This window comes from Cupriavidus sp. FW305-46 (genome assembly GCF_058787075.1).
Map to the genome: position 1 here is coordinate 61715 of NZ_JBYSZI010000010.1, position 13744 is coordinate 75458.

The 13744-nt window shown below is 61.2% G+C and carries 13 protein-coding genes and 2 pseudogenes; 6 read left to right on the forward strand and 9 right to left on the reverse strand.

Translation table 11 applies throughout. From position 1 onward, the window contains the following. Positions 1 to 28: 28 nt before the first annotated feature. Genes AC3WON_RS07155 through AC3WON_RS07165 form a run of 3 tightly spaced genes read right to left on the reverse strand, consistent with a single transcriptional unit; the run spans position 29 to position 2667 of the window. Positions 29 to 964, reverse strand: a complete 936-nt coding sequence (locus tag AC3WON_RS07155; RefSeq protein WP_492318007.1) for a hydroxyacid dehydrogenase — start codon at positions 962 to 964, stop codon at positions 29 to 31. Next, positions 961 to 1644 (reverse strand): RraA family protein, encoded by a 684-nt coding sequence (locus AC3WON_RS07160; protein WP_492351505.1) that lies wholly within the window; start codon positions 1642 to 1644, stop codon positions 961 to 963. Before AC3WON_RS07160 ends, AC3WON_RS07155 begins: the two co-directional genes overlap by 4 nt. A gap of 42 nt (positions 1645 to 1686) precedes the next feature. Further along, the gene (locus tag AC3WON_RS07165; protein WP_492351506.1) at positions 1687 to 2667 is read right to left on the reverse strand and encodes a Bug family tripartite tricarboxylate transporter substrate binding protein; all 981 of its coding nucleotides are present in this window, start codon (positions 2665 to 2667) and stop codon (positions 1687 to 1689) included. A gap of 97 nt (positions 2668 to 2764) precedes the next feature. On the opposite strand from AC3WON_RS07165, the gene AC3WON_RS07170 reads away from it, so the two are divergent. Further along, positions 2765 to 3535, forward strand: a complete 771-nt coding sequence (locus tag AC3WON_RS07170; protein ID WP_492351507.1) for an IclR family transcriptional regulator — start codon at positions 2765 to 2767, stop codon at positions 3533 to 3535. Positions 3536 to 3823: 288 nt separating this feature from the next. On the opposite strand, the pseudogene gstA reads toward AC3WON_RS07170, so the two are convergent. Continuing rightward, positions 3824 to 4456, reverse strand: a pseudogene (gene gstA, locus AC3WON_RS07175) (glutathione transferase GstA). A gap of 137 nt (positions 4457 to 4593) precedes the next feature. On the opposite strand from gstA, the gene AC3WON_RS07180 reads away from it, so the two are divergent. Beyond that, the gene (locus AC3WON_RS07180; protein WP_492351508.1) at positions 4594 to 4986 is read left to right on the forward strand and encodes a winged helix-turn-helix transcriptional regulator; all 393 of its coding nucleotides are present in this window, start codon (positions 4594 to 4596) and stop codon (positions 4984 to 4986) included. Positions 4987 to 5203: 217 nt separating this feature from the next. Here AC3WON_RS07180 and yfcF read toward each other — a convergent pair. From yfcF to AC3WON_RS07200, 4 genes and pseudogenes are all read right to left on the reverse strand, one after another. Then, positions 5204 to 5836 (reverse strand): annotated as a pseudogene (yfcF, locus tag AC3WON_RS07185) (glutathione transferase). Positions 5837 to 5898: 62 nt separating this feature from the next. Further along, a complete protein-coding gene (locus AC3WON_RS07190; RefSeq protein WP_492317994.1) occupies positions 5899 to 6720 on the reverse strand; it encodes an ABC transporter permease in 822 nt (273 codons plus the stop codon). Position 6721: 1 nt separating this feature from the next. Then, positions 6722 to 7570 carry an ABC transporter permease gene (locus tag AC3WON_RS07195; RefSeq protein ID WP_026163914.1) on the reverse strand — a complete coding sequence of 283 codons (849 nt, stop codon included), beginning with the start codon at positions 7568 to 7570 and terminating at the stop codon, positions 6722 to 6724. 93 nt (positions 7571 to 7663) lie between these two features. Further along, positions 7664 to 8689, reverse strand: a complete 1026-nt coding sequence (locus AC3WON_RS07200) for an ABC transporter substrate-binding protein (protein ID WP_354681836.1) — start codon at positions 8687 to 8689, stop codon at positions 7664 to 7666. A gap of 390 nt (positions 8690 to 9079) precedes the next feature. Here AC3WON_RS07200 and AC3WON_RS07205 point away from each other — a divergent pair, with 390 nt between their 5' ends. From AC3WON_RS07205 to argE, 4 genes are all read left to right on the forward strand, one after another. Then, positions 9080 to 9493: a RidA family protein gene (locus AC3WON_RS07205; RefSeq protein WP_010812548.1), complete on the forward strand. Its 414-nt coding sequence runs from the start codon at positions 9080 to 9082 to the stop codon at positions 9491 to 9493. Positions 9494 to 9499: 6 nt separating this feature from the next. Beyond that, positions 9500 to 10171 carry a DUF1028 domain-containing protein gene (locus tag AC3WON_RS07210; RefSeq protein ID WP_492317993.1) on the forward strand — a complete coding sequence of 224 codons (672 nt, stop codon included), beginning with the start codon at positions 9500 to 9502 and terminating at the stop codon, positions 10169 to 10171. Between the two features lie 109 nt (positions 10172 to 10280). Next, positions 10281 to 11255 (forward strand): LysR family transcriptional regulator, encoded by a 975-nt coding sequence (locus tag AC3WON_RS07215; RefSeq protein ID WP_492351509.1) that lies wholly within the window; start codon positions 10281 to 10283, stop codon positions 11253 to 11255. A 59-nt stretch (positions 11256 to 11314) separates the two neighbouring features. Continuing rightward, positions 11315 to 12490, forward strand: coding sequence for an acetylornithine deacetylase (argE, locus tag AC3WON_RS07220; RefSeq protein WP_492351510.1), 1176 nt, complete (start codon positions 11315 to 11317; stop codon positions 12488 to 12490). A gap of 46 nt (positions 12491 to 12536) precedes the next feature. Here argE and AC3WON_RS07225 read toward each other — a convergent pair whose 3' ends face one another. After that, entirely contained in the window at positions 12537 to 13682 is a 1146-nt protein-coding gene (locus AC3WON_RS07225) for an alpha-hydroxy acid oxidase (RefSeq protein ID WP_492351511.1), read from the reverse strand. Positions 13683 to 13744 lie beyond the last annotated feature (62 nt).

Consider the following 13744-nt stretch of genomic DNA (forward strand, 5'->3'; position numbering starts at 1 on the left):
TCTAGTTGATGATGCAGCCGTGCGTCGGTCAGGCCGGCGTAGCCACGCCTTGCAGCACCGCCAGGACGTTCTTTGCCGCTCCAACGCCCATGTTCACGTACGCCGCGTTGCTGACGCCGCCGATGTGCGGCGACAGGATCAGGTTGGGAATGTCGCGGAACGGATGCGGCACGGGCATCGGTTCCACGGCAAAGCTGTCCAGTCCAGCCGCATACAGTTTGCCGCTCTGCAGCGCTTCGGCCAATGCAGGCTCGTCGATGAGTCCGCCTCGCGCCGTATTGACCAGGATCGCGCCGTCCTTGAACGTCTCCAGCGTTTCGCGGTTCAACATGCCACGGTTCTCTTCCGTCAACGGGCAGTGCAGCGACACCACGTCCGATTCCCTGAACAACCGAGGCAGGTCGACAAGCGTTACGCCTTCCGGGACTGTCGCCGCATAAGGATCGAAAGCGGTGACATGCATGCCCATCGCCAAACCAACCACGGCGGCGCGGCGGCCGATCTCTCCGAGCCCGACGATACCGAGCGTGCAACCGTTCAGTTCGACGGCCTTGTAAGTCGCCTTGTCCCAATGACCCTGGCGCATGCGATCGTTGAGATGTGGAACCGCTTTGGCACACGCAAGGATCAGCGCCCACGCATGTTCAGCCACGGCGGCGGCATTGGCCCCGGCCGCGGCGGCCACCTTGATGCCGCGCGCCTGCGCAGCGGCTTTATCGATGGTGTCAGTTCCGGTGCCGTGTTTCGAAATCACTTTCAAGGCTGGTGCTGCGTCCATGACTTCAGCGGTCAAGCTGCCGTAGCGCACGATAATGCCGACCGGGTTGTGCTCCTTTGCCAGGGCTGCAATATCGGCGGTCTGGGGCGTTTTCCCCGCGAATACGATTTCATAGTCGCCCAGCAGCGCGAGGGCTTCCGGCGCGAGGTCGGCACCCGTGACGATAATGACTTGCTTGTTCGTCACAGTGCTTCTCCCTGCTTCAGGACGCCCGCCGTCACCAGCGATGCCAGCAGCCAGGGTGCGGTGGTATTGCCTTCCCTGATCTGGGCGATGCGCTTGGCTTCCGCCTCTTCCTTCTTTGCCGCCGCATCGAGCAAGGCTTCGATCTTCTCGCGCTCCACCACGACCAGGCCATCGGCGTCGCCGCAGATGTAGTCGCCAGGGTTCACCGTGACGCCACCAACAGAAATGGGGTGTCCAATGCGCCCGCCAACTTCCTTGGTGGGGCCGTTAGGGTTCGTACCCACCGAAAAGACCGGGAACTGCATTTCGTCGAGCTCGAGGCTGTCGCGGACCGCGCCGTCGATGACGACACCGGCAAGGCCGCGCTGGCGAGCGGCATGCATCATGATCGTTCCCATCAGCGCAGAGGTCTGGTCCCCTTTGCCGTCGACGACCAGAACATCGCCCGGCTGCGCCAGCGCCAGTGCTGCGTGGATCATCAGATTGTCACCGGGGCGAACCTCGACAGTGAAGGCGGGCCCGGCGACTTTCATGGCCGGGCGCAAGGCCCTGATCCGGCCATGCAAAGCGCCGCGGCGTCCGCCGACATCGGAGAGGATCGCCGGTTGGAACCTGGCAGCGCGCGCCACGATCTCGGCGGGCACGCGCTCAAACGATTTGATGATGTTGGGCAAGGTCATGATGGACTCCGGCAATATGAAATGGACAGGTAGATAAGGGCGTCAATCCAGCTTCGTGCCGGAGGTCTTGATGACCGATGCCCAGCGTCCGATGTCCTGCTTGATCAGCGCGCTGAACGCCTCAGGCGTGCCGGCCAGCACCGATGCGCCTTGTTCATTCAGCTTCTTGGCGAGCTCCGGGGATTTGAGCGCCTTGTTGAACTCGGTATTGAGGCGCACCACGATCTCCTTCGGTGTCGCGGCAGGCGCGACGAAGCCGAACCAGGTCGCGGTATCAAAGCCGGGATAGCCCAGCTCGGCGACTGTCGGCACCTGGGGCAGGTCTGGCAAACGCTTCGGCGACGTCACCGCGAGCGGCCGCAGCCTGTTGTTCTTGATATGCCCGAGCAACGTTGGCACGGATGCCATGTAGAGATCGACCTGGCCGCCCATCAGGTCGTTGACCGCCTGCGCTGCGCCCTTGTACGGCACATGGGTGAACTTCACCTTCGCGGTACCCTGAAGCAGCTCGCCGCCAAGGTGCGCCACCGTGCCGTTGCCCGGCGACGCGAAATTGATCGCTCCGGGCTTTGCCTTGGCAGCCTGAAGCGCGTCCTTCATCGTCTTGTAGGGCGAGTTGACATGCGTCACCAGGACGAGCGGCGCGGAGGCGACCAGACTGATAGGCGCCAGATCCTTCAATGGGTCATACGGCAGCCGTTCATACAGCGAGGGATTGATTGCAAGGTTGCTGGTCTGCCCCATGACGATGGTGTAGCCATCGGCCGGCGCCTTGGCTGCCGCGTCAACCCCGAGGTTGCCACCGGACCCTGGCTTGTTCTCCACCACAAAGACCCAGCCGGTCGACTTGGCCACCGTATTGGTGACTTCTCGCGCGATGATGTCCGTGCCCCCGCCGGCGGGAAAAGGCACGATGACGCGGATGGGCTTGGTGGGGTATTGCGGCGCGGCCTGGGTAGTGGCGGACGCCAGAACCAGACCTGCGGCAAGCATGAATATGCAGTGACGGGAAATTGCCTTCATTACTGTCTCCGAATCTCGGTTTCGTTGTGATTCGGATTGTGGTCGACCGTTTCACGGCATACAATGCCGTTTCATACCGTGCACCTCGTTTCATTCTATGAATGCGAATAGTGATCCAAAGGGCGCCTCAAAAGGCGACGATGGCGCCGGGGGCGTCATAGCGGTCACCCGCGCCCTGCGCGTGCTCGAGGCGTTCGGGGTGAACGACCCCCAGCTCTCACTTGCCGAACTGAGCCGGCGAACCGGCATCCACAAGACCACCGTGCTGCGGCTGGCGCGCACGCTGGCGGCGGACAACTACCTGGTGCAGAAGGAAGACGGCAGCTGGCGGCTCGGCCGCGCAGCAGGGTGGCTGGGCGCGTGCTATCAGGCAACCTTCAACGTTCAGGAAGTGGTGGAGCCAGTCCTGCGGGAGCTGACGATCAAGACCGGCGAAAGCGCTTCGTTCTACGTCCGGGAGGGACAACAGCGAACCTGCCTGGTCCGGGTCGAAGGACCGCAGGCCATCCGGCATCACGTCAGGATCGGGGCGGCCCTGCCGCTGGACAGCGGCTCGCCAGGCCGCGTCATTCTGGCGTTCTCGGGAGAGCCGGGCGAGCTTTATGAAATGATCCGCCGCCGTGGATTTCATCTGTCGCTCGGCGAGCGCGAGGCCGAAGTCTCGAGCGTGTCGGCACCGGTGTTCGGATTGCACTGGCGGCTGCTGGGCTCCATGTGCATTTCGGGACCGACCGCCCGGCTAAGCGAAGACCGTCTGCTGGAGCTGGCGCAGACAGTCGTCGATGCCGCAAACAAACTTTCGTATGCCATGGCGGGAAGCCAACGGCCTGCGATGCCAATTGAAAGGCCGTCGACCTGGCACCCTTGATTTTTGGCGGTGAAAACCAAGCGGGGCGCGGGCATATCGAGCTGCTACGGTCCGTGCTTGGCCGGCACGCGGAACGCGGGGTTCGCGCGGGTACCGCCGAAGGCTCCAATTGCCGGCGCCCTGGTGATGACTGGCTGCGCGGTTCACCACCCTGTCGACGTCTCTGCAACCGAAGGAAATTTGGTGTCGACCCGAGGCGCGAAGGTTACGTCAGTTTCCAGGGTGACCGTCCGAAACATCGCACCCGACGCCGAACGCGAAGGCAGGTTTCTTAGGTGAACCGAAGCCTTACCTGAGGCCTTCGGTGTCCAGGGACTTGCGCACAGCCGGCCGCTCCCGCATACGGAGATACCAGGTCCTGAGGTTCTCCAGGCCGTCGAAGTGGATGTCGGTATTGTAGACCGACTCAAGCCACTCGGCTTGGCCCCATTGGGTCAGGGAATAAAGGTAGGCGTCGGCGACAGTGTAGGTGTCACCCATCAGATAGTCGCGGCCGGCGAGTTTCTCGTTAAGCCAGGCGTAACGCTTTTCCAACTTCGGCTTCGCAGTCTCGACGCCGTACTTGCCCGCCAGCCTCGCATAGAGCAGCGGAATGAAGCCCTTATGGATCTCGGAAGTCAGGAAGCTCAACCATTCCTGCAGACGATAGCGGTCGATGGTCCCGTTCGCAGGGGCCAAGTTCGACTCGGGTTTCAGATCTGCCTAATACTGAACAATGGCCGGCCCCTCGCACAGCCGTGTGCCGTCGTCGAATTCAAGGAGTGGGACGTAGCCAAAAGGACTGAGTTCGAAAAAATCGCGACCATCTTCAGTTTTGTGAGTTTTGTAGTCCACCTTCGCGAGGGTCACGTCCAGCCCCAATTCATTGAACACGATGTGGGGCGACAGCGAGCAAGCACCCGGAATGTAGTACAGCTTCATTTCATATCCCTAAAGGTCATCGCAAAGCGGTGTGCCTTGCTGATGGATCGAATGATGCTGAAGACGGTATAGAAAAGGAAGAAGGCACTAAAATGTGGTGTAGGTACATTTTTTATACCTATGACTGAGAGGCTTCCATGAAGACGGCTGTGTCGGGATGTTCGGTAGAGGAAGCAATGCGCCTGCTGGGCGGCCGGTGGCGGCTGCTGATCGCCTCGTACCTGCTTGAAGGGCCGAAGCGTTTCAACGAACTGCGAAGAGAGATGCCAGATATTTCGCAGCGCATGCTCACCCTGGACCTGAAAGCACTTCAAGAAGTCGGCCTGGTGAAGAGAACAGCGTTTCCGACTGTTCCAGTTACGGTGCAGTACGAACTGACAGAGGACGGTGCGCGCCTTGCGCCTGTTGTGGAGGTGATGCGGGAGTTTGGGCTTTGGGTTAAGAGCCGGCCAATGCCACCGCAGGCGCCAGAACCGTATCCGTTAGCTCACGAAAATCCGGCCAGTGGCGTCGTTGCTAAAGTCGGTTAGGGAGGTAAGCGTGCCGCACGTAGGCGGTAACCGACCCCGCAGATTGTCCGACCTGGCATGGTCGTCTGTTTGTTGCAGCGAAATTGAGCGACCGTTACTGGCTGTGGGCTCAACCGGTCGCATCTTCAAAGAGCGGACACTCAGCGGCGCACCCGACGGTGTGCCCTAAATCAATACGCCAGCTTGAACAGAAGCCCCCGCCGAAAGTTCGACGGTTTCACAGCGGGGGACGATTCAGGGCAACCCAACGTTGAACAGACGGCCTTTGCCACTGGTGGGCAGCATAGTCAGCAAACCTTGCCGGCACCGTATCACCATTCAGGACGAGCCGGTTCAGCATCAGCGCAAGGTCGGCGTCTGCGATGCACCATTCGCCAAAAGAGGTTCGGCGAGTGGTCGGTAAGCAATATCTCGCACGCAGAAAACAGTTTTCCTGCGGCCGTTCGTGCTGTAGCAGATAGCGGCGCGGCGGAAGCGCCGTAAAAGACTACCTCAGTGGAGCGCTCTTGCAGGATGGGCAAGAGATCGCTTCGCAGCCACGCTCGGACTTGACGCGCCCGAGCGCGGCTGATCGCATCTTTTGGGTACAGTGAGGTTCCCGGAAAAACCTCGTCGAGGTACTCAGTTATTGCTGAGGACTCGGACAAAGCGAAACCGTCGTGAACCGCGCAGGAATACGCTGCGTTAGTGAAGTCGCTGCATATTCGGGCTCGAGGTTTGAATTGTTGCCCAAGTCGATGGGTACAAGCTCAAACGAAAATCCTTTTTCGTGAAGGGCCACGAAGGCGGACATCGCATATGGACTTGCGAATTGAGCATCGACGTAGAGACGCAGATTCGTTGGAGGCAAAGTGGGCTCCTGTTTGCTTACGCAAGGAAAACGATAGCACGGCTTTCAGCAGCGCATGCCGGTCAATGCCCTTGCTCGATATTGAGGATTTTCCCCAAGCCCAGAAAATAGTTCGCAAAGGCAAGCACGCTAGCCGTCACGGCAATATAGACGACTGACAGCGCGGCCAGCGTCGGATCGGCAAACTCCCGGACATAGTTGTACATGGAAACGGGCAGGGTCTGCGTGTCTTGCGTTGTGACGAAAAGCGATGCGGTGAATTCACTGAACGACATGATCGCTGCAAACAACCAGCCGCCAAACAGCCCCGGCGCGAGCAGCGGAATCGTAATCGTGAAAAGCACCTTCAGCGGCGACGCACCGAGGCTTGCTGCCGCCTGTTCCAGCTTTGCGTCCAGGTTTTCCATCGAAACATAGACGCTCTTCAGCACGAACGGCAGCACCAGCATCACGTGACACAGGATGACGACGTCATATGAGCGGTGTATGGAGGCCTGTGACACCAGGATGAGCAGGCCCAGCCCCAGCGTGAAGTGCGGCACCACGAGCGGAGAATGCAGGATGGCCAGCAGCGTCTGCTTGCCGGGGAATTCCAGCCGTTTGACGGCAATCGACAGGCAGGTCCCGATCACCAGCGCAATGAACGAGGACCATCCGGTGATGACGAGGCTGGCACGGAATCCATCCTGGAAATCCGGATAACTGAAGACGCGTGCAAACCATGTCAGCGAATAGGATTCAGGCGGGAAAGTGATGATCGCCTTTTCGTTGAAGGCGGCGATGGTCACCACCACCACCGGCAGCAGCACGAATGCAAGCAGGATGGCGACGAGCAGCGGGCCCGCGACACGCAGCGGCAAAGGCAGAGCGCTTTTGATTCTCATTTTAGTGGCCTCCAACGGCTTTCAGCCGCTTGGTGAACAGCCCCAGGGAAAAGAGCGCTGCGGCCGTGAGCAGCAAGCCCATCACACTCAGGCTGGCCGCCAGCGGGAAGTTCATGGAAGCAAAGCCAAGCTGGTACACCAGCGTCGAGACCGTCGGCACGCGGCCTCCGCCAATCATCTGAGGCGTCGCAAAGGCGCTGAAGGTCCAGGCGAACGCAGTTGTGATGCCAGCCAGGATACCCGGCATCGAAAGCGGAAGCGTGACCGTGAGGAAGGTCCTGACCGGGCCGGCACCCAGGCTCTGGGCGGCTTTTTCGTAGTCGCGGTCGATATGCGAAATTGCCGTGGCTAGCATCAGGACCACGACGGGAATCGTTACGTGCACCAGCGCGACCAGCACGCCCAGGTGTGTGAACATGAGTTCCAGTGGCCAGTCGATCAGGCCGAGCTTTCGCAGCGTGCCATTGATGAAGCCATTGCTGCCCAGGACGGCAATCCAGGAGTAGGTCCGGACGATTTCCCCCAGAAACAGGGGCGTGATGGACACCACGAGAATGAAGGACTTGAGCGCCCGGCTCCTGACGCGCACCAGGGCATAGGCCAGCGGGTACGCAACCAGCAGCGAAAACACGGTCGTCTCCACGCTCAGCCACAAGGTGTTGGAGAACGCGTCGAGATAAATCGACTTGGTCAGGTCGCTGAAGTTGGCGAACGTGAATCCGCCGACATCCAGGGAGCCGGGCACATACGCCCGGAAGCTGAACTGCAGGACCGCAATCAACGATACTGCGATGCACAGCGCGACAAGTACTGCCGGGGAGACCAACCAGGCTCGTGAATCGGGGCGCATTCTTAAACCTTATTCCAGATGCTCAATCGGCGAGGGAGGATCGGCGCGGTGCATTGCCGCGGCGACCCTCCCTCCATACTCTTACTGTCGGGTTCAGTTCATGACGTTTTCAGTGAACCACTTGCGCCATTCCGCAGTCTTCTCGGCGCGCAGCTTGTGGTCCACGAGGATGGCCTTGTCCCACTGCTCCTTCGTTGTGAACACGCCGGGCAGCTTGGCGTCTTCAGGCGAAACCTTGGCGTCGTCGACGACGGGGCTGGCCTTCTTCAAGGCCACGATCTTCGACTGGACTTCCGGGGACAAGGCGATGTTCATGAACTTGTAAGCCAGATCGGCCTTGGTGGAGCCCTTCGTGATGGCCATGGTATCGATGCCGAGCACCGCGCCTTCCTTGGGTGTGACCAACTTGACGGGAACGCCCTGGCTGATCATGTGATAGGCGTTGATCGACAGGATGACCTGCACGGGCGTTTCGCCGGTGGCGATCAACTGCTGCGCATTGGCGTCATTGGTATAGAACGCCTTGAAGTTGGGCTTGAGCGCCTTGAGCTTGTCCTGCCCCTTTTCCCAGCTTTGCGCATCGCCACCCGACAGCATGGCCGAAACCGCGACCACATGGCTCGGATCGAAGTCGGGCACGCCGATCTTGCCTTTCAGGGCCGGGCTCCACAGGTCGTTCCAGCTCTCGAACTTGACGCTGGGCGGCACCAGGTCGGCGCGATAACCGATGGTGTAGACATAGGCCCAGCTGCCGATGTGATACGGGCTGATCCTGGCGCGCTCGACCAGATGCTTGTAATTCGGAATCTTGCTCGTATCCAGCTTTTCAAACAGATTGCCGTTGGCGTAGAGCCAGCCGACGTGGGAAGTCGTGAAGGTAACGTCGCTCTCGGGCTTGGAGGCAAGCTTCGCCTTGTTCAGGCGGTCGATGGTGCCGCCCGTGATGTACTTGACCGGCACCCCGGTTTGCCGCGTGAATTCCTTGCCGATGCTTTCATCGATGAGGTCGCGGAAACTGCCGCCCCAGGTGCTCACCACCAAGGCTTCCTGGGCCCATGCCGCCGTACTGCCAAGCGTGGCGGAGAGCGCGCAAAGTGCCAAAAGCTTGCGAATCGTCATTTACTAACCCCCAATCGAAAAGATAAACATCTGATAGAACTGGAAATACGCTGGAACGTGCCACCAGGCAATGCAATCACAAGCAGCGACGCGTTGCTGACGCAACGACGTTGACGCAATGACTTCGAATTACGGAGCCTATGATGTGAAAGTCGTACCAGGCGGCCAAGTCGGCTTTTTCGTAGGGGTGCCTCACATTTCCCGATGGGGTTGTGGATGGTTCCGCCGTCTGGAGCAGGTTAGCGGCCGTGTGAGGTTCAGTGGTATTCGGAAATTCCTTAACGGCCGGCAGGAAAATACAAATGGCGCCGCCAGCGGCTGCACATGACCATGCAGTCGGGTGCATCGCCCCCAATCTCCCGCCACTTGCCGAATCGATCCGAATCGACCATGAAGCATACCCGCATCCGCACCTTCAACACCAAAGTCACCTACCCGGAACAGAACCTGGACAACGACCTTTGCCAGGCCGTTGTCGCGCGCGGCCGTACCGTTTTTCTGCGAGGGCAGATCGGCCAGAACCTCGACACCTCGGAGAGCGTGTGCATCGGGGACGTCGCCGGACAGGCGGAGCAGGCCATGGCCAATATCGCGATGCTGCTCAAGGAAGCCGGCGGCGAGCTCGAGGACATCTGCAAGATCACGATCTACATCATCGACCCGCGCTACCGCGAGGCGGTCTATCGCGTCGTGGGCCGCTGGCTGAAGGGTGTCTTCCCGGTCTCGACCGGCATCGTCGTATCGGCTCTGGCCCGCCCCGAGTGGCTGGTAGAGATCGACGCCACCGCTGTCATCCCCGACTGAGCTGCCATGACCTTTTCCATCATTGCACGGTGCCCCGCCACCGGCCAGTTCGGCGCTGCCGTGGCGTCCTCGTCACCGGCGGTTGCCTCGCGCTGCATCCGCGGCCGCAAAGGGGTCGGCGCAGCCGCGAGCCAGAACATTACCGACCCGGATCTGGGGCCCCTCGCGCTGGACCTGATGGCCAGCGGCCTGACGCCGGAACGCGCCCTCGCGGAGCTGCAGAAGCGCCCCCATATCGAGTATCGCCAGCTCATGGCCATCGACGCGCACAACCCGCCAGTGGTTTTCACCGGTGCCAAGGCGCTGGGCACCCTGGCAAGCGTGGTCGGCAGCCATGCCGCATGCGCGGGCAACATGCTGGCGACGCGTGACGTGCCCCAGGCCATGCTGTCGGCCTTCGAGCAGACCGAAGGCGCGCTCGCGGAACGGCTGATGCAGGCCATGCTCGCCGGCCAGGCCGCCGGCGGCGAGGAGGGTCCGGTGCACTCGGCAGGCCTGCTGGTGTACGATGCGCAAAACTGGCCTGTCGTGGATCTGCGCCTGGACTGGGTAGAAAACGATCCGGTCGAGGCCCTCCATGCCGCCTGGGAGGTTTATGCGCCGCAGCTGAAGGACTATGTCAAGCGGGCGCTCGATCCCCGTGCGGCGCCCAGCTTTGGCGTTCCCGGAAACCTGTGACCAGTCCGACGCATCGAATGAAGCGTGACAGCGCCGGCCAGGCAGCCGGCACTCGAAAGGGCAAACCTTCTCCAGTACACTGGACCGTTCCCCTTTTCCTGATCTCGACATGCTCAATCGCATTTCCCTGCGCCAGATGGAGTATTTCGTCGCAACGGCGAAGCATGGCAGCATCGCCGCTGCGTCGACGCAAATCCATATCTCCTCTCCCTCGATCTCCGCAGCGATCGCCCATATCGAGGCCGAACTGGGCGTGCAGCTGTTCGTGCGCCATTCTTCCAAGGGCATTGGACTGACCACCATCGGCAAGCTGGTCCTGCATCACTGCGAAGATATGCTCGGACGGTCGTCCCGACTCTATGAAATCGCCTCCGATTCGAGCGACGTCATCCAGGGCACCTTGCGGGTGGGAAGCTTCCAGTCGCTCACGGCAATGATTGCGCCCGAGGTCATCTTCGGCTTTTCGCGCGCCTTCAATAGAATCGAGCTGCAGATGGTCGAAGGCGATCAGGAAGTCTTGATGAACAAGCTCCATGCGCTTGAGATCGACGTGGCGATCACCTACGACCTGCACCTTGAGGACGACATCCAGTTCGAGAGCCTGGCGACAATGCCGCCCTATGTGCTAGTGAGCGAGGTTCATCCGCTGGCGCAGCAGAAAGTCGTCTCCTTCGAAGAGCTGGCGCCCGAACCCTACGTCCTGCTCGATATGCCGATGAGCCGGGACTATTTCACCTCCCTGTTTGAAAAGGCCGGGGTGACGCCGAACATCGCGGCGCGTTCGCAGTCCACGGAAGTGGTCCGGTCCATGGTCGCCAACGGCATTGGCTACGCACTCTTCAATGTGCGCCCTAAATCCGATCAGTCGCTCGATGGAAAGCGCATGGTGCGGGTCCGCCTTGCCGGTACCCATCGGCCCATGCTGCTCGGCCTGGCGACTTACAAGCCGATGAAACAGTCAAGATTGACGAGAATCTTCATGGAACGCTGCCGCGCTTATATCTCCGACCAATACATCCCCGGAATGAGCGCTCCAAGTTTCTTCGATCCCCATATAGCAGCGCCGCTGAAATCGGCGTCCTGAAGCGCCAGCCGCATCGGCCATGCCGTGTTTTGGCAATGCCCCCTCAAGAAGGGCCAGAGATGGAAAATCAAACCTCCTCAGCAAGCGTCGCTCTCCTGGAAACGCTCATTTCTTTCGCATCGGTTTCCCTGACGCCAAACATCGCGCTCATCAACAAGGTCCAGGACATCCTGGCGGAAGCCGGCATCGAATCGATGCTCGCGCCCGACCCGCAAGACCCCAGCCGCTCCAATCTGTTTGCGACGGTCGGTCCGGTGGGCGTTCCGGGCGTCCTGCTCTCCGGCCATACCGATGTGGTGCCGGTGGAAGGCCAGCCCTGGACTTCACCCCCTTTTGAGGCAACGCACCGGGATGGCCGCATCTACGGACGCGGCACAGCCGACATGAAAGGCTTCGTGGCCTGCGCCGTGACCGCCATGGTGGCAGCCGCCCGGCGGCGGCTCCAGCGCCCCTTGCAGCTGGCGCTGTCCTTCGACGAGGAAATCGGCTGCGTTGGCGTGCGCCACCTGCTGCGCCGCCTGGAGAACAGCCTCCCCGCACCCTACCTGTGCATTGTCGGCGAGCCGACCTTGATGCGGATCGGCACCGGTCACAAGGGCAAGGCTGCCTACCGGGCGGTCTGCTGCGGCCAGGCCGGCCACTCAGGCCTGGCGCCCAGGTTCTTCAACGCCATCCACATGGCCAGCGACCTCGTCGCATCCCTGCGGGACGTGCAGCGTGAACTCGCGGAAAGCGGCCCGCGCGAGGAGGGCTATGGCGTGCCCTACAGCACGGTCCACACCGGCGTCATCCACGGCGGCCGCGCCTTGAACATCGTGCCCAGCGAATGCGAAGTCAGTTTCGAGATTCGCAATGTCTCGGAAGATAAACCCGAGGAGATCCTGAAGCGCGTCCTGGAACGCCTGGCCGAGCGCGTCAAAAATGAGGCGCTGGATCCTGCGGCGCCCTTGCCAGACATCCAGATGACAAACAGCTATCCCAGCCTGAACACGCGCGAGGATTCGCCTGCTGTCGGCCTGCTTGCCTCGCTGCTCCCCGCGGGCACCCCATGCGCCAGGGTGGACTATGGCAGCGAGGGTGGATTGTTCCAGCAGAGCTGGAACGAAACGCCAGTGCTGATCTGCGGGCCCGGGAGCATTGAAGTCGCACACAAGGCCGACGAGTATGTGGAGCTGGCGCAGATCGAAGCCTGCGACCGCATGCTGGCCGGCCTCGTCGAGTTTCTCTGTCAATAAGTCCTGGCGTCCTGGCCGGCTTCGGCCCGGACGCCTCAGGACGCTATCAAAATGAAGTCAGCAGGATGCTGCGGTCGACCGACTGGATATCCGTCTTGCCGCAAAACGCCATGGAGAGATCAAGCTCGTTCTGAATGATGTTCAAGGCCGTGGTCACGCCTTGCTCGCCGAGGGCGCCCAGGCCATACATCATGGCGCGACCGATATACGTGCCACGCGCCCCGAGCGCGATAGCCTTGAGCACATCCTGGCCCGAGCGGATGCCGCCATCCATATGGACTTCCACCCGATCCCCGACGGCTTCCACGATGCGCGGCAATGTGGAGATCGATGACGCGGCGCCGTCCAGCTGGCGCCCGCCATGGTTCGACACAATGATGGCATCGGCGCCGCTTGCCACCGCCAGCCGCGCATCCTCGGGGTCCTGGATGCCCTTGACGATCAGCTTCCCATCCCATCGCTTCTTGATCCATTCAACATCCTGCCAGGACAGACGCGGATCGAACTGCTCCTGAGTCCACTCCACCAGCGACCCGATATTGTCGACGCCCCTGGCATGCCCGACGATATTGCCGAACTGACGGTGTCTGGTACCCAGCATGCCCATGCACCAGCGCGGCTTGCTCGCCATGTTCACAAGGTTGCGCAGGGTCGGCTTGGGCGGCGTGGACAGACCGTTCTTCTTGTCCTTGTGCCGCTGGCCGAAGACCTGCAGGTCCATCGTGACCACGAGCGCCGAACAATTGGCATTCCTGGCACGGTCGATCAGGCTTTCGACAAAGGTCCGGTCGCGCAGCACATACAGCTGGAACCAGAACGGATGGCGTCCGGTCGCTTCCGCCACCGCCTCGATCGGGCAGATGCTCATGGTGGACAAGGTGAACGGGATGCCGTGCCGCTTCGCCGCGCGCGCGGCCAGGATTTCTCCATCGGCGTGCTGCATGCCGGTCAACCCGGTGGGCGCGATCGCCACCGGCATGCTGACCGGCTGGCCCACCATGGTGCTGGCGGTGCTGCGCTCGGCAATGTCAACCGCCACGCGCTGGCGGAATTCGATACGCTGAAAATCCGCCTCGTTGGCACGGTAGGTATATTCGGTCCACGAACCGCCGTCGACATAGTCATAGAACATGCGCGGCACGCGCTTTCTCGCCAGCCTGCGCAGGTCTTCAATGCACGTCATCTCGGCCATGGGAACTCCCTTGAGAAAAACAAAAAGCTGCCGGATCACCCGATCCGGCAGCTCGTGCGTGC